The sequence below is a fragment of the Enterococcus sp. HMSC072F02 genome (assembly GCF_001837725.1).
In the GTDB taxonomy this organism is placed as follows: domain Bacteria; phylum Bacillota; class Bacilli; order Lactobacillales; family Enterococcaceae; genus Enterococcus_B; species Enterococcus_B lactis.
The window spans coordinates 1-21,133 of sequence record NZ_KV833926.1 but is presented as its reverse complement, the minus strand read 5'-3'; the positions used below and the strand labels follow the sequence as shown (position 1 = coordinate 21,133).

General features: G+C 38.4%; 18 protein-coding genes and 1 pseudogene. 7 read left to right on the top strand and 12 right to left on the bottom strand.

Going from position 1 to position 21,133, the window contains the following annotated elements; all coding sequences use genetic code 11:
* Position 1 precedes the first annotated feature (1 nt).
* The gene (locus tag HMPREF2731_RS03165) at positions 2-1,114 is read right to left on the bottom strand and encodes a helix-turn-helix domain-containing protein (protein ID WP_002313563.1); all 1,113 of its coding nucleotides are present in this window, start codon (positions 1,112-1,114) and stop codon (positions 2-4) included.
* Between the two features lie 179 nt (positions 1,115-1,293).
* On the opposite strand from HMPREF2731_RS03165, the gene HMPREF2731_RS03160 reads away from it, so the two are divergent.
* A complete protein-coding gene (locus tag HMPREF2731_RS03160) occupies positions 1,294-1,848 on the top strand; it encodes an NADPH-dependent FMN reductase (protein WP_002308722.1) in 555 nt (184 codons plus the stop codon).
* 76 nt (positions 1,849-1,924) lie between these two features.
* Here the strand turns inward: HMPREF2731_RS03160 and HMPREF2731_RS03155 are convergent, their stop codons facing one another.
* The 5 genes from HMPREF2731_RS03155 to HMPREF2731_RS03135 form a co-directional block, all read right to left on the bottom strand.
* On the bottom strand, positions 1,925-2,446 hold the full coding sequence (locus tag HMPREF2731_RS03155) for a dihydrofolate reductase family protein (protein WP_070872306.1): 522 nt from the start codon (positions 2,444-2,446) through the stop codon (positions 1,925-1,927).
* A gap of 18 nt (positions 2,447-2,464) precedes the next feature.
* Positions 2,465-3,037: a DNA-3-methyladenine glycosylase I gene (locus HMPREF2731_RS03150; protein WP_002334820.1), complete on the bottom strand. Its 573-nt coding sequence runs from the start codon at positions 3,035-3,037 to the stop codon at positions 2,465-2,467.
* 111 nt (positions 3,038-3,148) lie between these two features.
* Complete coding sequence (ffh, locus tag HMPREF2731_RS03145) at positions 3,149-4,567, bottom strand: signal recognition particle protein (protein WP_002291602.1); 1,419 nt, start codon at positions 4,565-4,567, stop codon at positions 3,149-3,151.
* Positions 4,568-4,587: 20 nt separating this feature from the next.
* Positions 4,588-4,926, bottom strand: coding sequence for a putative DNA-binding protein (locus HMPREF2731_RS03140; RefSeq protein ID WP_002291603.1), 339 nt, complete (start codon positions 4,924-4,926; stop codon positions 4,588-4,590).
* Positions 4,886-5,389 (bottom strand): 2-thiouracil desulfurase family protein, encoded by a 504-nt coding sequence (locus tag HMPREF2731_RS03135; RefSeq protein ID WP_002313561.1) that lies wholly within the window; start codon positions 5,387-5,389, stop codon positions 4,886-4,888. Before HMPREF2731_RS03135 ends, HMPREF2731_RS03140 begins: the two co-directional genes overlap by 41 nt.
* Before the next feature lie 130 nt (positions 5,390-5,519).
* Here HMPREF2731_RS03135 and HMPREF2731_RS03130 point away from each other — a divergent pair, with 130 nt between their 5' ends.
* On the top strand, positions 5,520-6,224 hold the full coding sequence (locus tag HMPREF2731_RS03130; RefSeq protein ID WP_002291606.1) for a response regulator transcription factor: 705 nt from the start codon (positions 5,520-5,522) through the stop codon (positions 6,222-6,224).
* Positions 6,221-7,960, top strand: a complete 1,740-nt coding sequence (locus tag HMPREF2731_RS03125) for an ATP-binding protein (RefSeq protein ID WP_070872304.1) — start codon at positions 6,221-6,223, stop codon at positions 7,958-7,960. The genes HMPREF2731_RS03130 and HMPREF2731_RS03125 overlap by 4 nt, the downstream gene beginning before the upstream one ends.
* Before the next feature lie 94 nt (positions 7,961-8,054).
* Here HMPREF2731_RS03125 and HMPREF2731_RS03120 read toward each other — a convergent pair whose 3' ends face one another.
* The 4 genes from HMPREF2731_RS03120 to HMPREF2731_RS03105 all read right to left on the bottom strand — a co-directional run bounded on the left by HMPREF2731_RS03120 (position 8,055) and on the right by HMPREF2731_RS03105 (position 13,994).
* Positions 8,055-9,524, bottom strand: coding sequence for a C69 family dipeptidase (locus HMPREF2731_RS03120; protein ID WP_002334821.1), 1,470 nt, complete (start codon positions 9,522-9,524; stop codon positions 8,055-8,057).
* A 183-nt stretch (positions 9,525-9,707) separates the two neighbouring features.
* Positions 9,708-12,176, bottom strand: coding sequence for a cation-translocating P-type ATPase (locus HMPREF2731_RS03115; protein ID WP_070872315.1), 2,469 nt, complete (start codon positions 12,174-12,176; stop codon positions 9,708-9,710).
* A gap of 250 nt (positions 12,177-12,426) precedes the next feature.
* A complete protein-coding gene (locus tag HMPREF2731_RS03110; RefSeq protein ID WP_070872302.1) occupies positions 12,427-13,317 on the bottom strand; it encodes a phosphate ABC transporter substrate-binding protein PstS family protein in 891 nt (296 codons plus the stop codon).
* A 194-nt stretch (positions 13,318-13,511) separates the two neighbouring features.
* On the bottom strand, positions 13,512-13,994 hold the full coding sequence (locus HMPREF2731_RS03105) for a hypothetical protein (protein WP_002291615.1): 483 nt from the start codon (positions 13,992-13,994) through the stop codon (positions 13,512-13,514).
* 207 nt (positions 13,995-14,201) lie between these two features.
* On the opposite strand from HMPREF2731_RS03105, the gene HMPREF2731_RS03100 reads away from it, so the two are divergent.
* A complete protein-coding gene (locus HMPREF2731_RS03100) occupies positions 14,202-14,567 on the top strand; it encodes a hypothetical protein (protein ID WP_002308708.1) in 366 nt (121 codons plus the stop codon).
* A 64-nt stretch (positions 14,568-14,631) separates the two neighbouring features.
* On the opposite strand, the gene HMPREF2731_RS03095 is transcribed toward HMPREF2731_RS03100, so the two are convergent.
* Both HMPREF2731_RS03095 and HMPREF2731_RS03090 read right to left on the bottom strand, forming a co-directional pair.
* On the bottom strand, positions 14,632-15,207 hold the full coding sequence (locus HMPREF2731_RS03095) for a hypothetical protein (RefSeq protein ID WP_002291618.1): 576 nt from the start codon (positions 15,205-15,207) through the stop codon (positions 14,632-14,634).
* A 73-nt stretch (positions 15,208-15,280) separates the two neighbouring features.
* Positions 15,281-16,573 (bottom strand): hypothetical protein, encoded by a 1,293-nt coding sequence (locus tag HMPREF2731_RS03090; protein ID WP_070872300.1) that lies wholly within the window; start codon positions 16,571-16,573, stop codon positions 15,281-15,283.
* A 257-nt stretch (positions 16,574-16,830) separates the two neighbouring features.
* Here HMPREF2731_RS03090 and HMPREF2731_RS03085 point away from each other — a divergent pair, with 257 nt between their 5' ends.
* From HMPREF2731_RS03085 to HMPREF2731_RS03075, 3 genes and pseudogenes are all read left to right on the top strand, one after another.
* The gene (locus tag HMPREF2731_RS03085; protein WP_070872294.1) at positions 16,831-17,775 is read left to right on the top strand and encodes an AAA family ATPase; all 945 of its coding nucleotides are present in this window, start codon (positions 16,831-16,833) and stop codon (positions 17,773-17,775) included.
* Positions 17,776-17,778: 3 nt separating this feature from the next.
* A complete protein-coding gene (locus tag HMPREF2731_RS03080; RefSeq protein ID WP_070872292.1) occupies positions 17,779-18,852 on the top strand; it encodes a DUF58 domain-containing protein in 1,074 nt (357 codons plus the stop codon).
* Positions 18,842-21,017, top strand: a pseudogene (locus tag HMPREF2731_RS03075) (DUF4129 domain-containing transglutaminase family protein). The gene HMPREF2731_RS03080 and the pseudogene HMPREF2731_RS03075 overlap by 11 nt, the downstream one beginning before the upstream one ends.
* Positions 21,018-21,133: the final 116 nt, after the last annotated feature.

The following is a 21,133-nucleotide window of genomic DNA, read 5'->3' as shown; positions in this document are numbered from 1 at the left end:
ATTACTCGCCTGCCAATCGCTTTTTTAGTTTTTCAATTTTTGATCTTTCAATTTGTTGAAAAAACGGATTTTCTAATGCACTCAATGCCCCTTCCCTGATGAATTTCGTGTCTCTTATTTGCTGTACCCCAAGATCTGCTCCTTCAAATATCTCAGTTATCTCATCAAAATACCTATCACCATGAAGGATCCTGCCTTCCTCGCTTAAAAGTATAAGTGTCAAATCCACAAACTGTTTTAAGCACTTTATTACTTGTTCTTCTTTTTCATGTTTCGCATAAGCACAGGCTGCAGCATAAGAAAATTGAGCACAACTGTTGGGATGGACCGCCGTCAGGTTGAATGCTTGGATCACAGCATCTATTCTATTGACAGTTTCTTCTATAACCGGTAATTGAATGATTTGAATCAATAGATAATGAGTGGCTGAAGATACGAGATTGATTAAATGAGAAAACATGCTGAATTGAGTATAGCTTACCGCTTTTTTTGTTTGACCAGCGGCTCGGTACGCTTGGATAAGTAAGGTGTCGCTTTGCTGGGCAAAACGATAAGGATCCGCTTTTTCTTCGATTTCAGATAAAGCTTCTTCTGGTTTGCCTAACTGGAGCATGACCGCTACTTTTAACAAAGAAGCATTATTGCATAGAGATAATTCTGCTGATTCTTCTACGATTTTCGTACATAACGCTTCTGCTTCAGACAGAATTGCTTGTTGTTCCTCCAGATCCTTTGTTAGCATAAAATGATTCAACCACAAAACGGCTACTTGTAAAAGAAAAGGATAACATGAGTAATATTGTTTGACCGCTTTTCTACAGTCCTCCATCACATATTCAAAGGGCTCTTCAGAAAAAGCGGTGGTCCACTGCTGATAAAAGTGTCTGATTTGCTCTTTCGTCAATTGAGGATGATAGCCGAGCAGTTCATCAACAGACACATCAAAAAAACTGGCTAATTTAGGCAATATGAGTACATCAGGCATACTTTGGCCTGTCTCCCATTTGGAAACAGAAGCTTTTGTCACGCCTATGAATTCAGCTAGAATTTCTTGGGTCACGCCTTTTTTCTTTCGTAAATTTGCTACATTTTTCGATAATGATAATTCTTCCATCTTATCCCTCCTTTTTCTTCATTATATAGACTTTCCAAGAGGGTTGGCAATGGAGACTAACGATACTTCGCGATCATTTGTCAACTGAAACGAAACTTTTGCCAGTAAGTGTTTTTATTTGCTCCAGTTACTTATTTTTTGTAAGATTATTATAGATAGTTTGAAGGAGGAAAAATCGTATGACAAAAAAAATTGGATTTTTTATTGGTAGTTTAAGAAAAGATTCTTACAACAAAAAAGTAGCAGAAGCTTTTGCAAAATTGCTTCCTGAAGGGTACGAAAGTGTATTTGTAAAATTCGATGATCTGCCATTTTACAATGAGGATCTTGAAACCCCAGAAAAAGCGCCTGCTGAATGGACTCGTTTTCGTGAGGAAGTGAGTGGATTAGACGGTGTCGTTTTCGTTACTCCTGAATACAACCGCTCTGTGCCAGCAGTATTGAAAAATGCTTTAGATGTAGGCTCAAGACCTTATGGACACAGTGTTTGGGATCATAAACCAGGTTTAGTCGTTACTGCATCACCAGGTGGGATCGGCGGTTTTGGCGCAAACCACCATCTACGCCAATCACTTGTCTTTTTGAATGTGCCTACCTTGCAACAACCGGAAGCATATATCGGAAACGTTACGAATCTAATTGATGAAAACGGCAATATCGTTGAAGGAACATTAAGTTTCTTCCAAACGATTTTAGATGCATATCTAGATTTTTCTAACAAATTAGCAGAATAAAATTAGAACAGTAATAAAAAGGCAACTATGTACAGGACACTTCTGCATATAGTTGTCTTTTTTGTTTTTTTTGTTTCTACTTTCGTATATAATGTAATTCGATAAATTCACCGAATCGTGTCGTATCTAGCAATTCGAAACGTGCTTCATAGGTTCCTTTTTGGAATAAAGGGATTCCGTCCCCTAATAATACAGGGGCAATCTGGATATACCATTCATCAATCATTTGATGTTCTACTAACGGTTTGATCAATCGACCCCCACCCACAATCCAGATGTCTTTTCCTTCTGCCATTTGTAGATTTTTTAGAAAAGCAACAGGCTCTTCGTGTACGACCTCAGCATCTGGTAATTGTAATTGTGCATTGGTTGAAAAAACGAAATTCTTTTTCTCTGGATAAATTGCTTCGGTTTCCAAATATTTTTTTGCTTCTTGATAAGTTTTCCTGCCCATGATGGTCGTATCGATTGTTTCATAAAAAGCTACATAAGTGGTTTGCTCACCTGTCGGAGTGTCAAAAAGCCATTGAAGGTCATCCGTTTTCGTTGCCAAATAACCATCTAAACTTACAGCGCCATAAAATATGATTTTTCGCATGTTTTATTCGCCCTTTCTTTATTTTCTGCCGATACGTATGACCTCTTCTTTGCGGAAACAACTGTCAAGGTGATCATTGATGATCCCGACTGCTTCTAAAAAAGCACAGATTGTCGTACTGCCAATAAATTTAAATCCTCTTTTCTTTAGATCTTTTGCTAATTCATCTGAAAGAGGACTTGTTGTCGGGACTTCTTCTTGTGAATGATAAGAAGAATCAACGATTTTTCCATTAGAAAACGACCAAAGATACTCAGAAAAACTGCCGAATTCTTCTTGAATCTTCAAGACTGCTTTAGCGTTTTGGACAGCAGCTTCGATTTTTCTGCGGTTCCGAATAATTCCTTTGTTTTCCATTAGTTCGCTCATTTTTGTTTCTCCATAATTTGCGACTTTTTGGATATCGAATTGATCATATGCTTTATCGAATGCTTCACTTTTATTTAAAATCGTCTGCCAACTCAATCCTGCCTGATTGATGTCGAGCATCAATTTTCGGAACAGCTTTTGGTCATCATATTCAGGAACACCCCAGACAGTATCATGATATTGCTGCATATTTTCTGTCTGTTCACTCCACGGACATCTCATTTGTGCCACCTCTTTGTTTAGAGTAATTGTATCAGTAAAGAATAAAAATTGCTGATAGAAAAGCTCCGGCAATAGACATTTTCAGTCTGTACCGAAGCTGTTTTTTTTATCTTATTTCCGTTTTTTCTTTTTCTTCTTATTTTTCTTGATCATTCGATTCATCGCCATTTTGCCTAGTTTCCCTTTGACGCCTGATCCAAACATTTGGTCCATACCTGGGATGTTCATATCCCCTTTGGACATTTGTTGCATCATTTTTCTTGATTCCTTGAATTGCTTGATCATTCGGTTTACTTCAACCACACTGTTTCCAGAACCAGCAGCAATTCGGCGACGACGGCTTGGATTCAACAGATCAGGATTTGCTCTTTCTGCTGGTGTCATAGAATAAACCATCGCTTTTTTGCGTTCAACATCTTTTGGATCTACCTTCACGTTTTCGATTCCAGGGACTTGATTCATTCCTGGGATCATTTTGATTAGATCTTCCAGTGGGCCCATCCCCATCACTTGATCGAGTTGTTCAATAAAGTCATTGAAATCAAATGAGTTTTCCCGCATCTTCTGTGCAAGTTCTTCCGCTTTTTTCTCATCATAGTCTTGCTGCGCTTTTTCAATCAGTGTCAGCATGTCCCCCATACCAAGGATACGGCTAGCCATACGATCTGGGTGGAATACTTCTAAGTCAGTCAATTTTTCACCAGAACCGATGAATTTGATTGGTGCGCCTGTCACTGAGCGGATCGATAATGCTGCCCCGCCTCGAGTATCCCCATCAAGTTTAGTGATGACTACTCCAGTAATCCCTAATTGCTGATTGAAGCTGTCAGCTACATTGACGGCATCTTGACCAGTCATGGCATCGACAACCAGCAAGATCTCATTTGGTTGAGTTAATTCTTTGATTTGTTTCAACTCATCCATCAATGTTTCATCGATGTGTAGACGTCCTGCCGTATCGATCAATACATAGTCGTTTTTCTTTTCTCTTGCTAGCTCCATCCCTTGACGAACGATTTCTACTGGGCTGACTTCTGTTCCCATATCAAATACAGGAACATCTAGCTGTTGACCTAATACTTTCAATTGGTCGATCGCTGCTGGCCGATATACGTCCCCTGCGATTAGGAGCGGACGAGCATTTTCATTTTTCTTTAAATAATTCGCTAATTTACCGGTAAAAGTTGTTTTACCTGCCCCTTGTAGACCAGCCATCATGATAACAGTTGGTATTTTTGGTGATTTATTTAACTCTGCTGTTTCAGAACCAAGTGTGATTGTTAATTCTTCATCAACGATTTTTACGATTTGTTGTGCTGGTGATAAACTTTCCAGCACTTCTGCCCCTACCGCACGTTCGCGTACGCGTTTAGTAAAGTCTTTGACTACTTGCAAGTTAACATCGGCTTCTAGTAAGGCAAGGCGGATTTCCCGCATCATTTCTTTTACGTCAGCTTCTGATACTTTTCCTTTTTTTCTTAGTTTTCCCATCGCCTGCTGGAGACGTTCAGTTAAGCTTTCAAATGCCATATTTTCTTCATTCCTTTTATTTATTCTTCGATTGCTTGAATTTGCTGTACATATTCAAGCAGTTTTTTATCTTCCGGATACTTATCAGTAATATATGCGGTCATCTTTTCCAATATCTGTTCTCGGACAATATAATCAGAGAAGAGATGGAGTTTTTTTTCATAATCCTCCAAGATCTTGCTTGTCCGCTTGATATTATCATATACTGCTTGACGACTTACTTCGTATTCTTCCGCGATCTCGCCTAATGAAAAATCATCTGCATAATATAACTCCATGTAGTTCATTTGTTTTTCTGTCAATAAGGTCGAATAAAATTCAAAGAGCGCGTTCATTCGATTGGTCTTTTCGATTTCCATTCTGCTCACCTCTAGTTTTCAGCCATTCTTCATCAGAGAGCACAGTCATTTTTTGCTGAATAAAATAAGCAGTGGCCACTCCGGCGCCATTTTTTGTTATTCCGGAAAAGCTTCCATCATAAATCGAATGGGTCCCGCATGAAGGACTTTTTTCCTTCACGATGACTAGATCAATGTGCTTTTCCTGCAATTTTTGATAGGCTTTGATCGCGCCGTTTTTGTACGCTTCCGTTACATCTTCGCCGCTTGTCGTCCATACTTTTGCTTGATCTTTCCACACATCGAACCCATTTCCACCAATGATTTCAGCAGGATCTCTAGGAATTGACAATCCGCCGATTACTTCTGGACAGACCATGACGGCTTCGCCAGTTTCAACTAGTTCCATCAATTCTGGTACTTCTTTTTTCTGTCCATCATAGCGACAGGCCAGACCGCCTAAACATGCACTGATTCCAATCATTGACTGCTCTTCCTTTCTATTCAGCAAAGTGCCTTCCTATTATACCATTTATTTCTTCTGTAAAATAGCCCCTTGTACTGATTCTATGCTAAAATATAAACAGAATGAAACCTATTTAAAGGAGATTTGAATGAAAAAAATACTAGTTGTTGATGATGAACCTTCTATTGTGACGCTCTTGACGTTCAATTTGGAAAAAGAAGGCTATAAGGTAACCAGTGCCGCAGATGGAGGCGAAGGATTAGAATTAGCATTAGAACAATCATTTGATTTCATCATTTTAGATGTGATGCTTCCAACGATGGATGGCATGGAGATCACTCAGCGGCTGCGTCAAGAAAAAAATGAAACACCGATTTTGATGCTGACGGCTAAAGATGATCAGGTGGATCGAATCATTGGTCTGGAGATAGGTGCTGATGACTATTTGACCAAACCATTTAGTCCACGTGAAGTATTAGCCCGTATGAAAGCCATATTCAGACGGATCGAACCTCGTAAGCAATCAAAAGATGAAGCTGAGCCTGAATATCTATCGATTGGACAAATCACTGCTGATTTGACCAATTATCAAGTCACCGTAGACGATCATCTGATTGAACTCACACCGAAAGAATTTGAATTACTCGTTTATTTCATGAAACGAAAAGACCGTGTGATCGATCGCGACACATTGCTAGACCGCATTTGGAATTTTGACTTCGCAGGACAAAGCCGTATCGTAGATGTACACGTTAGTCATTTGCGAGAAAAAATCGAGCGAGATCCAAAACATCCAAAGTACTTGGTGACTGTTAGAGGATTTGGCTATAAGTTTCAGGAACCAAAACGATGAAATGGAAAAAAATTTATGAGCGTCTCTTCTTTCTTATTCTTTTAATTAGTTTGTTTTTTGGTGGTTGGCAATTGATCTCCCATTATTTCCAACAACAGATCGTCGAACAGCAAGAAAGCTACCTGACAAAAAAAGCACAACTACTGATCCGGCAATTAGATGTCGAAAACCTCCAAACAGCGCAAAACAAAACTGCTTTGGAAGAATTCGTCCATCAGTCGAACGAACGGATCACTTTAATGGATGCTACTGGAAAAATCTTATTTGACACAAACAATGAAACATTGAATGAACGGCGAAGTTCTCGGCCAGAAATAAAAGCTGTATTGAATGGTGGGAACCTAGGTAGCGCTTTGCGCAAAAGTACTACTTTGAATGAGGATCTTTTATACGTCGCATTACCAGTCAAAAAAGGAGGCCAGTTAGAAGCCATTTTACGTATCGCAGAACCGACAAGCGGATTTTTACCGAGAACGGAGAGCTTTCGCCGTTGGGTCTTTTTCTTCTTTCTGTCTTTCTTCCTTGTTCTTGCAGGAATGATTTATTACCTGATCTACCAAAAAAATCAGCCTTTGAAAACTGTCCTGCCTGTTCTTAGAAAAATGGTACAAAATCCAAACCAAGCAGAAGTAATCATGCAGACACCTGACCAATGGGAGGAATTGTATCAAACAATCAATGAGCTGAGCGAACAAATGAGTAAGATGTATCGAGCGTATACTACAACAGAAGAACAATTGTACACATTATTAAATGAACTGATGATAGGCGTATTCCTGATTGATGATGCTGATTCTCGTTTACTACTGCTTAATCCAAAGATGCAGTTGCATTTAAACGTGACAAGCTATGAACCTGAACAACGATACACAGAAGTCATCCAAGAGCCAAAACTCATTCAGCTGATTCACCAAGTGACTCCTGAGCATCCGCTGATCCATCAGGAGATCACCATCGCTGAAGGACGACAGACATTAGACTTGAGTTTGCGCTACTTTACTAATTCAGAAGGTACCGGACAGATTCTAGGGGTGGCGTATGACTTAACGAAAGTGCGACGTTTAGAAAAGCTACAAAAGGATTTCGTGGGCAACGTCTCCCACGAATTAAAAACTCCTGTGACTTCACTGATTGGTTTTACCGAGACTTTACTGGATGGTGCAAAAGATGACCCACAAACTCTGACTTCTTTTCTTGAGATCATGCAAAAAGATGCGATTCGGTTAGATAAATTGATTCGGGAAATCATCCAGCTGTCAAAAGACGGTGAAAATTCTTACGAGATCCAGACGATTTATACAGAACCTTATTTCCAGCAAATCGTTCAAAATTATCAGCCAATCATCGAAAAGAAACGGTTGACGATTCGATTGATTGGAAAGAACGAACCATTTACTACTAAAACAGATATCCTTTATCCAATCCTCAAAAATCTGATTGAAAATGCTGTCCAATACTCAAAAAACGACAGCGAGATCATTATCCGTTATCAGGCAACAGATGAATTATCGTTTTCTGTCCAAGATTTTGGTATAGGTATCGACATTGAGGATCAGGAACGGATCTTTGAGCGTTTTTACCGCGTAGACAAGGCACGAAGCCGACATTCAGGCGGGACCGGACTAGGGTTAGCGATTGTAAAAGACTACGTGCAACTCCTTCATGGTACAATTACTGTAGACAGTCATCTTGGAACAGGTTCGACTTTCACCGTTACCATTCCGAAAAGCAATTAAATAAGGCCTGCTTGCAGCAATGTTTAGATGTCTAACGATCATCTACTACGCTGAAAAGCAGGCTTTTTATTAGCTAAAAACGCTGAGCCACATGTTATAGATCTTTGTCATGATGTGTAGCTGTCTTTTCTGACATCTTTACAATCAGCTCCTGGTTCATTTTCTGATAAGCATCTATAGCATAATCAGCAAAACTTTGTGTTTTTTGATTCAAATAATCCGTTAATTTTTCGGGATGATTTACTATTAATTCTCTTGCTTGTTGGTCTGTACTTGCTAACTCTTTCGATAGATGGTCTCGAACTTTTTGGCGAGTTGGTAAAGTAATATTTTTCTTAAAATCACTATAGTATGGCTTCGTCAAGATGTTCGTCAACCGATATGTCCAGTAAGCGGAAATATCATCTGGCATATCTGTTCCTTTTTGATAAGCTTCGGGTGTCTCGCTTATATTGCTATAAAATGGTATATAATTGCTTGTATCAGGAATCCCCAACGCTAACCAATGGATACCACTGATTTCTTCTGGTACATTGTTTCTTATCTGTAGAATATGAGATTCCATCGTATTCGGCACAGAGATTGGACGATACTTATCTGGCTTTGTCCCTTCGATGGTATCATATTCAGTACCATTAAAGTGTAATGTCATGATATAAGCTGTTTCTGCAATTGAAATAGGTTTATCTGGTTTGACAAACATCTCAAATGAACGATCTGTTATTTTTTGTTTCTTTGAAGGTGTCAGTTTTCTCTGTGCATCCCATATCCTAGGAAGATTGTATTTTTCATCCTTTGACTTATCTGCAAATATGTCTCTTAAAGAAATATCCCGTTTCGTATTTATCAGTTGATTCTTTTCTAAAAAAGATTCTAAATCTGCTGAACAAAGATAAGAATCTTTGTCCTTCAAATCAAATGAATCAATTGACAACATATTAGGAATAACTGCATAACAGTCATCTGGAACTTTGACAGCTGCCCACTGATGACCACTAAGTATCTCCATATACCAGATTTCATTTTTATCAGAGAAAATCACACCATTTGTCTCCGCAGCTCCTTGCTTAGCAACGATTTTTCCTAATCGTTCTACCCCTGCTCTTGCTGAATCAATATAAGGAAGGGTCACGGTCAACATAGAGTCTTCTGCGATACCATGCGCGGTATATGGATCTTTTTTCAATATCTCTTCCTTTGTCGTAGCTGATTCAGTAGCGCTCATTGCAACGTTCTTGCTATTGATACCATCTTCTTCAAATAATCCTTCTGACGTATCCCATTCTGGGGTCGCTGTGTACTTCAGCTGTTCTTTCGGAAGATCAAGGGTAAATCCATTCCCTTTTGATACAAAATGTGAAGGATTCGTATTTTCTTTTCTGACAACAAAGTATTTTGACCAAGCCGTGTTCAGATCTTCATTTCTAGCAATCATCGTTGAACCATCTACTGAAGCATTTTTTCCTACTAAAATCGTCGTACAAGCATCAATAGAAACTGATAAGAAAATCCCATACAGTACACCTAAAAATAAACTAAATTGAAGCAATCTTCTATTTTTCATTTGAAGCATCCCTCCCACTTTTGTAAAAACGCTTTCAAAATGATTATAGGACACCTGAAGTAAAGATTTAATTGGTTTTCTATAAGTTCTAGATAAAAATTTGCTTTGTTTTTTATACAGAAAGAAGCTTAGAAAATACAATTTTTTAGTTAATGTATTTTTAAGCTTCTTTTATCTTATTAGTCATTTATTTCTTTTGAATACTCGAAGGAACCGAGGCAATTTATTTATTATCTCCGGCTCTTTTTCATTTTTACGTTCAAACAAATATTCTACCAATGTAGTCAAATGCCTAAAAATCGAATCTGCCGAGAAAAATAAAATACTCAACAACAAAAGCGATACAGCTGAGATACCGGTGATTGAAAACAGTTTATGCAAAAAAACGACCGAAAAAAAGATACCGCTAGCACAGAAAAGAATGATCTGACTTCTGAATTTATTCAGCGGTGAACAGATTTTATAGAGAACAAGAAATCCTACTGCAATCAAAAGCATAGTAGATGCTGTAGAAACATCTGTTTTATTTAGATCCAAAGTCACCCCGCAGATCACCAACGCACCGACTACGATCATATCTGTCAGTCCACCTGGCACAGCCTTTTCCATCACATTCATGATGAACTTCCCTCTGATTCGCTTTTTGTTTTCTTCTAGAGCAAGCAAGAAAGATGGAAGTCCAATCGTAAACAAACTAATCAATGTGATCTGTGATGGTTCTAAAGGATAGGTCAAAGCAAAGATGACTGAAAACAGCGAAAGCAAAAAGGAGAAAATATTCTTCACTAAAAACAAGCTGGCTGATCGCTCAATATTGTTCACGACGCGCCGTCCTTCTGCAACAACTTCCGGCATGCGTGAAAAGTCAGAATCAAGCAAGACCACTTGTGAGGCCTGCATGGCGGCTTCATTGCCAGAAGCCATCGCTATACTGCAGTCTGCTTCTTTCATGGCTAGAATGTCATTCACGCCATCACCTGTCATAGCTACTGTATTGTTACGCTTTAGCAATTGAACGAAGATTTTCTTTTGTTCTGGCTTGACGCGTCCAAAAACTGTATATTTTTCGACAGCTGCTTCATATTCTTCTTCTGATAATTTAGACGCATCAACGTACTGATCAGCATGTGAAATCCCTGCTTGGACAGCTACATTAGATACGGTGAGCGGATTATCTCCAGAAATCACTTTGATGGCTACTTGCTGTTTTTTGAAGTAATTGAATGTGGCTTTTGCTTCTTTTCTGATAGGATTAGCGATCAGGATATACCCTAATGGTGTGACTGCCTCCGTTAATACTGGTTCTTCAAGAATCCCATCGTACACACCAAAGACCAACACGCGATAGCCTTTTTCAGCGAAAGAAACAAACTCTTCCGCATATTCCGGCAACTGATCTCGCAAAACCATTTCGGGTGCTCCTAAAACATATACCTTGTCTCCCAACGCTACACTGCTGAATTTTTGGACAGAAGAAAAAGGAATGACTTGGTGATAGGATTGATCAGTGGTTTTTGTAAAGTATTCTTTGACGGCTTCCATTGTTGCATTGTCTCCCGCCATCGCTTTTGCATAGTCAGCAATGCGCTCTTCCAGTTGATCTGATTGGCTGATTATTTTTTGTTTTTTAGAGACAATCACTTTTTGGACAGACATTTTGTTTTCTGTGATCGTTCCTGTTTTATCTACACAAAGGACATTTACTCTTGCCAATGTCTCAATGCTTTTCATATTGTGTAAAAGAACTCTTTGCTTTGCTAGTTTAGTCGCACTTAATGCTAATGCAATCGTCGTTAACAAGTACAGTCCTTCAGGTATCATACCAATCAATGCTGCTTCCATTGCGACGACACTTTCTTTCATCGTGTTTCCATTAAAAAAGTAACTTTGAGAAAAAAGCAGAATACCGATAGGAATAATGATGATCCCAATCCATTTGATCAATTGATTAAGAGAAGCAATCATCTCCGACTGTTCTCCTTCTCCCATTGTCTTGGCTTTGACTGTCAATTGGGAAATATACGAATCTGCTCCGACTTTGTCTAATCGGGCGTAAGCTTTTCCGGAAACAACGAAACTGCCGGACATCAATGGATCACCTATTTCTTTGGTTATCTCATCTGCTTCACCTGTTAATAAAGCCTCGTTGACTTGCAGTTTTCCTTCCACGACCTCTGCATCTGCTGGAATCTGATGTCCAGTCTCTAGAATAACAATGTCATCTAATACAAGGTTTTCTATATCTACTGTTTGCTCTATCCCCTCTCTTATGACATTGACTTTTGCTGTATTCAATACATTCAATTCATCCAAGACTTTTTTGGATCGAATTTCCTGAAAAATAGCGATTCCTGTATTGGCTATGATAACTGGTAAAAAGGTCAAGTTTTTATAAGATTCTACTAGGCAAAGCAAAATGGCTAAGATAAGAAAGATCAAATTGAAATACGTAAAAATATTTTCCAATATAATTTGTTGGTTTGTTTTGAATGTGGGATCGACTGAATCGTTTGCTGCACCTTTTTCTATTCGTTCCTTGACTTGTTCTGCTGTCAATCCTTCTTTGTACGAGGGAAAAAGACGGATAACTTTGTCAGATGATTTTTGTGTTCTTTTCTTTTTTTTACTTCGATTTGTCCATTTATTCTTCATGTGGCTACCTCGATCAATTTCGTTTTCTGGATATTTAAAAACTTCTCCTATCCAGTATAGAACAGATATGAAAAGTGTTCCTCTTATTAAGCTTGCATACACCTTTCATTCCTGTCATATAGCAAAAAAAGAGCGACGACATAGAACTGTCGTCGCTCTTTTTCTCAATTATAGGAAAAATCTATATGCGGGGAAACATAGTTGATTTTTCCTTGATAGTCACGATAACTGTAGCATATTTATCTGCTAGTTATTTGATATTTCCTTCGTGGTCACGTTCTACTTTCATCATTGTGATTGGTAAATAGCCCAATTCTTTGACAGGTCCTTCTTGGATTTCTTCTGTCATCATGTAGTCTAAGAATTTTTGGACTTCAGGGAAAGGTTTTCCGTTCGTGTACATATGTTCATAGGACCAGATTTTCCAGCTGTTATCTGCTACATTCTCTTCTTTTGGTTCTACACCGTCGATACTTAGTGCTTGTGTGGAATCATCGAGATATGAGAAGGCTAAATAGCTGATTGCTCCTGGTGTTTGACTTACAAGCTGCCGAACAGTTCCTGATGAGTCTTGTTCTTGGGACTGTATAGGTGTGGCACCATCTAATCCCCATTTTTCAAATGTCGCACGGGTACCGCTGCCGTTTGCACGGTTCACAACGTTGATCTTTTGATCTTTCCCGCCAACTTCATTCCAATTAGTGATTTTTCCTGTAAAGATATTAATCAATTCCTGTTTTGTGATATCTTTGACACCTGTATCTTTGTTGACGATGGGTGCCATCCCAACTACTGCTACTTTATGATCCACTAGTTTAGAAGCATCGATCCCGTCTCTTTCTTCTGCAAATACATCAGAGTTTCCGATAGTAACTGCTCCAGCTTCGACTTGGCTCAAACCAGTTCCGCTTCCTCCTCCTTGTACAGAGATTTGATAATTCGGATTTTCTTGTACAAAGCTTTCTTGCGCTGCATCGACCAAAGGCTGCAATGCTGTCGAACCTACCGCAACGATTTTTACTTGTTCATTTGAGTCACTTGAATTATTTTGTGTGGCAGAGCCATCTGTATTTCCTGATCCTGAGCCGCATCCGGCTAAAAGAATTCCCATCATACCTAGAGTAAACAATACTTTTTTCATTTTATTGCTCCTTTCTTATTTACAACTAAAGTTTATCAGTCGACTGTAAATCCCTCGTATGGTTGCTGTAAAAATATAGTTAAGTTATGTAAAAATCATGTAAACGTTTTTCGGATTCTTTACACGAGAATAAAAAAGCATATGAGAAACAGGCGTTTTCCGCCGCTCATATGCTTGTTACCGATGATCCACCATCAACGGTTATTTTTTATAGATACAGATCGTTCACTTTTTATCCGGATCTCTGTCCAGAAGTAAAAGAATGTCGCAAGAATAAATGAGACAATGACTAAATAGAAACACGGTTTAATGGTCAAGAAATACATGGAGGGATATGCTGAATCCTTCAGTCCGCTCTCGCTCAAACCATTAGGACCGATGATCATGCGAGGCAACAAGGAAAACATAGATGTGAATATGAGTAAACAAGAAAAATAAAGCAGCTGCCAATTATAATGATTGATCAGAGATTTTGGCAGTAATAGACCTACACTTATCACTAAGTAAAAAACAGTCAAAGCTGGAAAATTTCTAGAAACCACAAATCCACTTCCTTGGATCAGCCCTAATATCTCGGCACCTTGCACAACAGCATTTACCCATGTAAAAGGTAGCAAAACGATAGGAAAAAACCAAAAAAATAAATAAAGCCGATCGATTACTGCTTTTCTTCTCATCAATGTTCCCCCAAACCAATTTTTCTTTCATCATACTATACAATTTTCTATCTAAAAAAATTAGGGGGAAAAACTTTTTTTTTAGAGATAATGGCATGAGAGTTTATTCATTTAATCTAGAAATAATGAAAAAGTAATTGATTATTATATGATTCAATTTACAATAAAACTAACAAAATAATAACACTTGTTAGGTGGTGACAAAATATGATAAAAACGTGTTGGAAGAATCTTCCATTGCTTTTATCTTTTGTTCCTTATGTGCATTTCGCTTTACTGCTTGATTTCCATTATCATTCCGTAAGCGGATTCATCACGTTGATATTTTTATCTCTTTTTGCTGGGTATTATTTCCAAAAAAGCAGGCGTATTTTATCTTTATTTATCGCCAATATTATATCTACTGTCACTTCCTATTTATTTTGCGTCAATTTTGCTGAATGGCGGTACTTTTATCATCCTTTAAAACCGACCCAACTGATTTTGATTCTAGCTGGCATTTACTTAGTTCCACAAATCCTTGGATCGTTATGGGCGGTAGCCTTATCTTATAAAAAAGCACGGCATCCCTAAAAAAACAAACCCTATATGTACAAAGAGAAGCTGTTTTTCTTCTTTTTGTACATATAGGGTTTTCTTATAATTCATGTAGAAAAATTTTTTTGATAATGATCTTATCCATCAATTGGGACTGACTGTTTTGCTCCCCTATGATTTCAGCGATGATGGTCCGATTTTGCGGTTTTCTTCTTAGCTGGTAATTGATTTTCCCGGTTTTCATCAATTCGCTGAGCATATCCACGACCCCGCCAAATCCGGTTTTTTTCGTAATAAAACCAAGTGCGACCATTCGTTCATCTAGATTTTTTGCTGTAATCGTCACACCCGTAATAAGCGAGTGCTGTAATGTTTGAGCCAACTCTTCCATCCCTTCAGCATTGGATACGACGGAAGCTGTTTTATTGACAGATTCTTCATGTATTTCTTTTTCCTTTGGTTCTTTCAGTTCCTCTTTCACTGTTTGACGAAGGACATCTAGTTCTTGCAAGAGCGTTTCGTATTGTTCTTGGGTCAGCATCACACCAGCTACTTTTTCCCGATTAAATATATATACGCCAGTTCCCGCGTCTCGCGCTTGAGCAAATACATCCATCGGCGATCGTTTCACTTCTGTGATCGAAGATGTGGGAACTTCTAATTTCTTTAATTCCAATGGATTTCCTCCTTTACTAATCGCTTTTTATTATAGCATAGACTGACTTGTTTTGATCTGTTTTCCAAAGGTTTTATCGGTTTTTCCCTAACCAGTAATTGATATCCGTAAGTAGTCTTTCAATACCAAATGAAGGATGGTACAGATACGTTTTTTGATCTTCATTATGGTCTAATGGAAAAAAATGATCCGTAATCACTAGATCTGCATAACGAGGTGGCTTATTTCGAGTGCAAACATGGATCGAGATCCGTTTTCGATGTCTTAGGGTTTTGTTCAGTACCCCGGCAAGTCTTCTTGCTTCCTGATGTTCATAACGAAAAAAAAAGACGATTTTCACTTCAGGAGGATGGACATCTAAATACCCCCGTTCTTGGAGTGTCTTAAGTAAAAGCATTCCCCATTCAACTGCGGGGTGTGCAAGTGCTTGTTGGATTGCTAGACGAAATTGATAGAGTTTATCTTTGGAATTAGGAAACTTTTCTAATGTTTCCTGATAATAACGAACTTCTTTTTCCACCAGTCGGTCATGGATACCAATCACATAACGAAGCCATTCTTGGTAAAGTACTTTTGTCAGTTTTGACTTATTTCCACTTTCAAACTCACTATTCAGCCAAAACAGCGAGTCAAGCTTCTCAGTTACGATCGTCAATTTCCGATAGTCTTGTGTCTCTTCTATCCGTTCCCACCGTTTTTCAGTAATCTGATTACAGCTCAAGCGCAAAATCGCTAGATAATTTTTTTCTTTTATTGGCAAAATCTGCTCTTCTCTAAAAAGCAATTCTGGAAACAACTCAAAGAAAAGGGTTCGACTGTCTCCTAAAATCTCGATTTCTGCCGGATCCTTTCGTTGCTTCAATAATTGGATGAATGTCTCTGAAAAGGATTGCTCTCCATCGTCTGCAAAAAAATGGGGGAAATCTTTCAAAAAACAAAATAGCAGGTACCGTATTTTTCTTTCTGAACCAAAGATCTGCGCTTTTTTATAAGAAAACGAAAGGTGATACTCACCAAACCATTTTCTCAACCGCTCTTGTGTCGAACGATCATACTCCTGTTCATAAGGTTCATTCAACAGCAGATTTTTCAGTAGACAAAAAGGTGGTGATTGGATCAGAAAAACAAAAAGGAGGTAAGGTTCGCTATATCCTTGATCATAAACTAACTGAACGGTTTTCTTATGAAGAATCAGTTGGATTGGACAGTCGCTTTCTGCCAAACGTTTTAGATGCCGATCAACTGTTTTGACATCGATTTTCAGTTCTTCAGCTAAATCCGTTTTTCGCCAGATCAGATCTTTCATTAGGTTGATTAGTGAAAATAAATTCTGTGCATTTTTTGATAATAGTTTTTGCCATCTCATTGATCATCTCTCACCTAGTTTCTAAACATATTGTTTGATCAGAAAGGGCTCTTTTCTAAAAAGATAAAAAGTCCCTTTCCATTTACTTAATTACGCAAATTTCTCTCATTATTTTTTATTTTACTTAATTTAATTGTATTCTCATTTTAAAACGAATGTACTTTAAAAAAACATAATAAAATCACTTTGCTTGTAGGATGTATCCCCTTCCATTACAATTAAAATAAATAGTGATTTCATGAGAAGGTGATGTGAAAATGGAAGCTAAAATCGAAGAATCCAAACAAAAAATCGATCAGTTGATACAAGAATTAGAAAAAGCGGTCATCGGTAAACGTTCCACTATCCAATTGATGATTGTTGCCCTGCTAGCAGGTGGTCATGTCTTGTTCGAAGATATTCCCGGTGTAGGTAAAACATTACTAGTCAAAGCACTAGCAAAGGCTGTGCAAGGAACCTTTAGCAGAGTCCAATGCACACCCGATCTTCTTCCTAATGATATTTTAGGCTTTTCTGTCTATAACTCACAATCAAAAGAGTTTGAATTTCGTCCGGGGCCAATCTTTACAACGATCTTGTTAGCAGATGAAATCAATCGTACGACTCCTCGCACTCAGTCAGCACTTTTAGAAGCAATGGCAGAGAATCATGCAACGATCGACAACAATACATACCCCCTAGACAATCATTTTTTTGTCTTAGCTACACAAAATCCAATCGAGTATGAAGGAACATATCCTTTGCCGGAAGCACAGCTCGATCGTTTTTTATTCCGACTACAAATTGGTTATCCTTCTTTTGACGACGAACTTCTGCTACTTTTGGATAAATTTGAAAAAGTGTTGGATAATTTGAAGGTCGTCTTGAACAGTCATGAAATAGAAGAAATAAAAACAAGTGTGGCGAATGTCTTTGTCAGTCCAGAAGTGGCATCTTATGCCTTGCAGTTAGTATCCGCAACAAGAACCCACTCTGCTATCCAGCTTGGCATCAGTCCACGAGGAAGCCTTGCCTTTATTCAGGCAGCAAAAGCCTATGCGTTGATCCATGGGAGAAATTACGTCACGCCCAAAGATTTGCAGGAGTTAGTTCCTTTCGTTTTTTCCCATCGCCTGATTTTTTACGATCGTTCATTGAAGGAAGACGAAAAGACACAAATGATCCATGCCCTTGTTGCACAAATCCCAATTCCCGTGAGGTAGATAATGGAAAAAGCCAAAGATTATTTCATTAATTTTGTGTTATTTCTGATATATTTCGTCATTGTCTTTTTTGCTCTTGTATTCAACAATTCTTTAGGGTGGTTCTTATTGGCCTTTTTTACTCTTTATGTATCATGGAGTGTGTTTTCATTAAGCACCTTTCTAAAGAAACTTTCTGTTACTTGCACAGTCCAGCCAGTCGTTTATCGTAAAAAAAGTATACAGGTTAGTTTTTCTATAGCCAAAAAGAGAGCTTTTTCTTTCCCTCTCCCTCGTTTACAGATCGTCTTTCCAGAGATCTTTGCAGAAAAAAAACAAGAAATATTGATCCTTACAAATAAACCGCAAGAAGTCCAAGTACTTTGGCAACCAAAAGAGAGAGGGTTCCATGAAGCATTAACCGTCATTTTTACAGCCTATGATAGTCTAGGACTTTTTAGAAAAAGGACAAGAAGAGAGCTTTCTTTTCCTGTGACTGTTCTTCCAGCTTTTCATAAGTCTCAAGCAGAAGCATTGCAAAGAGTTCTGGAAAAAAAACAACAGCTGAACGCGTATCAAAAAGGTCTTGATTTTCGAGAACATCGCTCTTATCGCCCCGGCGATTCTTTTAACCGAATCGATTGGAAATTGTCTGCTCATAGTCAAGAATGGTTATACCGCGAATACGAGTATCAAGAAGAAGAATATTCTCCGCTTCTTTGCTTTTGGGGTTCACCTAGCTTGAAATTTGACCATCTGCTAGATTTGTATTTTTCTTTATGGCATCTGAGAAAAGAAAAGCAGCCGGAACTTCTGATATTAGGCGACCGTACCTTTCATGGCAAAGATCCTGGATATACCTATTTTGCTTCTTTGAACGCTGGAGATGAGAAAACTTTTTTGGCACACTTGAAAAAACAGGCAAAAAAACAAATCGTCCTCTTTATTCCTGCGCATTCTCCTGAAGTCTCAGAAGCTGTCGAAACATTGTCGAAAGATCGAACAGTCTATCTTGTTTATTTCGCAGAAAAACAAATCATGATCCAAGAAAAAGACAAGGTATGTTCACTGCCAGGAGGTGAATGGATTGACGATTAAATGGGAAAAATACCTGCGCGGCGTTTACTCCTTTATGATACTAAGTGTAGGTGCTCCGATATTTGTAGCAGCTAATCAATTGCAAAACAGCTCCCCTCTTATCCTAACTATTGGTATCCTATGTCTTATTGTCTGCTGTATTTCTAAAAAATGGGTACGATTGCTGCTTTCTTTGCCAGTAATGATTGGCTGTTTGTTTGCCTATTTTCTTTCAAAGACATTTTCTTTATTATGGGTCATACAGTTTTTTTCGTCAGTTACAGAGGAATTCTTCCATCTATCCCAAGGTAAACTTCATTATTTACCAGAAAAGACAGCTTTTTTTCTCATATTGTTGTTGATCTATTTATTTATTACTTTGACCGTGGATTACGACTATTGGTATGCACCCTTTCTTGCGTTGATGGCTTACTTCATGATGCTTACCGTTTTTCGGGAAAAAGAACTATTGTACGAAATGATTGCGGTAGTAGCTGTTTTATGCGTACATTTGGCAGCAAGGCAATTTTTCGCCATCCGATTGTTGTCGGGAAACGCTCGATTCCAGTCGTTTACTACGATCCTGCTTATTTGTTTGTTCACTTTCAGCGCCATCTTGCCTTTATATCTCCCAAAAGTACACCAATCTCTTGAGGAAACGAGTGAACCGATCCGAGAATATCTTAATGATGAAGGGCTTTATGATACACTCCATGAGTACCAATTAACCGGAAGTGCCAGAACGGGTTTCAGTGAAAATGATGAACAACTTGGTGGTCCATTGTATGATAATGGTGAAGTTGTTTTTACAGCGAACCAGAAAGTAAACGGCTATTGGAAGATAGAAAATAAGAATCATTACACCGGTTCTGGATGGGTAGAAGATCCGGATGCACCCATCCAACCAATCAATCCAAGAATTTCCTGTTGATATCACAAGCTACCAAACAGTTATGGAAGAAAAAGAAAACATTACATTGACGCTAAAAAACCAAGCTTTCTTACCTTATCCTTATGGAAATACTACCTTGACTGATTTTTCATTAGCCAGTGGACAAACGCTTTACTATTTGCCTGAAAGCCAACGATTCATCCCTGTCCCAAATGAATCGACGCGATTGGCGTCCTTACAAACAGAAAGATTAGCTTTTACGAGAGAAGAATTAAAAAGCAGTCAGTTAGAGGCCGATGATTTAGAAAATCAACAGACAAATCTTCAGTTGCCGAAAGGGTTGCCTCAACGCATTGAGGACTTGGCGATCGAATTGACCAAAAATGAAGCAACTTTAATTCGTAAAGTCGAAGCTGTCGAACAGTATTTGAAAACAAGCGGGAATTTTCGCTATTCCAAAACGGATACCGGACATACGCCTAAAGAACGCGATTATGTAGATTATTTCCTCTTCGATTCAAAAGTCGGCTATTGTGACAACTTTTCAACTTCTATGGTCGTCCTTCTTCGCACACTAGGCATCCCTGCTCGGTGGACAAAAGGTTTTACGGATGGGATTAGAACAGGTACAGATGAGCAAGGAAATGAGGAATACAGCATTCTCAATAGTCATGCTCATTCTTGGCCAGAGGTGTACTTTCCTGGGTTTGGCTGGCTTCCATTTGAACCAACCCCTTCATTTGCCAATCCAACTGTTTCACAACCAGCCGCTGAAACAACAGAAACCGTCCAATCTGCTGAAGAACAACCAAAAGAAAGCGAAAATATAGCAGAAACTATTACCAGTGAGAGACCTGCGACTATTTCGTCAGATAACACGACACTCACACCGTCTTATAAAATCGTCTTATTCAGCCTTGGGGTGTGTTTATCCGTCTTGTTGTTCTTTCTATTGTTATTTAGAAAATCTCTGCGCTGGACAAGTTATCTTATCTATCTTCATTTTTTTGCTTCTACTAATGCGGTTGCGTATCAAAAACTTCTTCACCATTTGGAAACACTGGTACCGCGCACCCTCGCAGAATCTTTGCAGGCATACAGCCAACGAATAGAACAAACATTCAATCTAGATCAACGTTTCATTCGATTAACTGCTCAATATGAAGCTGAAATATATGGGCGACAAGCAAATCCGGTAAAATTCGATAAAAAAACCTATTTAGAACTAACGCATATAATAAGAAAAACGGTATACAAAAAGGTTATGACAAAAGGGAGCAGCTTCAAAAAATAAGATAAAATTCCTGGAGAATCTACTTCTGGAATGCCGAGAACCAGCTGATTGAGCATCGATTATTCGTAAAAAAAGAGCGTGGGGCAAAAGTAAAGAACACTTTTGTCTCACGCTCT

Bases quoted from the DNA above. Each gene is read 5' to 3' on its own strand.
- HMPREF2731_RS03140 (WP_002291603.1), bottom strand. From the start codon at position 4,926: ATGGAAATCGAAAAGACCAATCGAATGAACGCGCTCTTTGAATTTTAT.
- HMPREF2731_RS03125 (WP_070872304.1), top strand. From the start codon at position 6,221: ATGAAATGGAAAAAAATTTATGAGCGTCTCTTCTTTCTTATTCTTTTA.
- HMPREF2731_RS03135 (WP_002313561.1), bottom strand. From the start codon at position 5,389: ATGATTGGAATCAGTGCATGTTTAGGCGGTCTGGCCTGTCGCTATGAT.
- HMPREF2731_RS03115 (WP_070872315.1), bottom strand. From the start codon at position 12,176: ATGAAGAATAAATGGACAAATCGAAGTAAAAAAAAGAAAAGAACACAA.
- HMPREF2731_RS03160 (WP_002308722.1), top strand. From the start codon at position 1,294: ATGACAAAAAAAATTGGATTTTTTATTGGTAGTTTAAGAAAAGATTCT.
- HMPREF2731_RS03130 (WP_002291606.1), top strand. From the start codon at position 5,520: ATGAAAAAAATACTAGTTGTTGATGATGAACCTTCTATTGTGACGCTC.
- HMPREF2731_RS03155 (WP_070872306.1), bottom strand. From the start codon at position 2,446: ATGCGAAAAATCATATTTTATGGCGCTGTAAGTTTAGATGGTTATTTG.
- HMPREF2731_RS03105 (WP_002291615.1), bottom strand. From the start codon at position 13,994: ATGAGAAGAAAAGCAGTAATCGATCGGCTTTATTTATTTTTTTGGTTT.
- HMPREF2731_RS03110 (WP_070872302.1), bottom strand. From the start codon at position 13,317: ATGAAAAAAGTATTGTTTACTCTAGGTATGATGGGAATTCTTTTAGCC.
- HMPREF2731_RS03120 (WP_002334821.1), bottom strand. From the start codon at position 9,524: ATGAAAAATAGAAGATTGCTTCAATTTAGTTTATTTTTAGGTGTACTG.
- HMPREF2731_RS03090 (WP_070872300.1), bottom strand. From the start codon at position 16,573: ATGAGATGGCAAAAACTATTATCAAAAAATGCACAGAATTTATTTTCA.
- HMPREF2731_RS03165 (WP_002313563.1), bottom strand. From the start codon at position 1,114: ATGGAAGAATTATCATTATCGAAAAATGTAGCAAATTTACGAAAGAAA.
- ffh (WP_002291602.1), bottom strand. From the start codon at position 4,567: ATGGCATTTGAAAGCTTAACTGAACGTCTCCAGCAGGCGATGGGAAAA.
- HMPREF2731_RS03080 (WP_070872292.1), top strand. From the start codon at position 17,779: ATGGAAAAAGCCAAAGATTATTTCATTAATTTTGTGTTATTTCTGATA.
- HMPREF2731_RS03100 (WP_002308708.1), top strand. From the start codon at position 14,202: ATGATAAAAACGTGTTGGAAGAATCTTCCATTGCTTTTATCTTTTGTT.
- HMPREF2731_RS03150 (WP_002334820.1), bottom strand. From the start codon at position 3,037: ATGAGATGTCCGTGGAGTGAACAGACAGAAAATATGCAGCAATATCAT.
- HMPREF2731_RS03085 (WP_070872294.1), top strand. From the start codon at position 16,831: ATGGAAGCTAAAATCGAAGAATCCAAACAAAAAATCGATCAGTTGATA.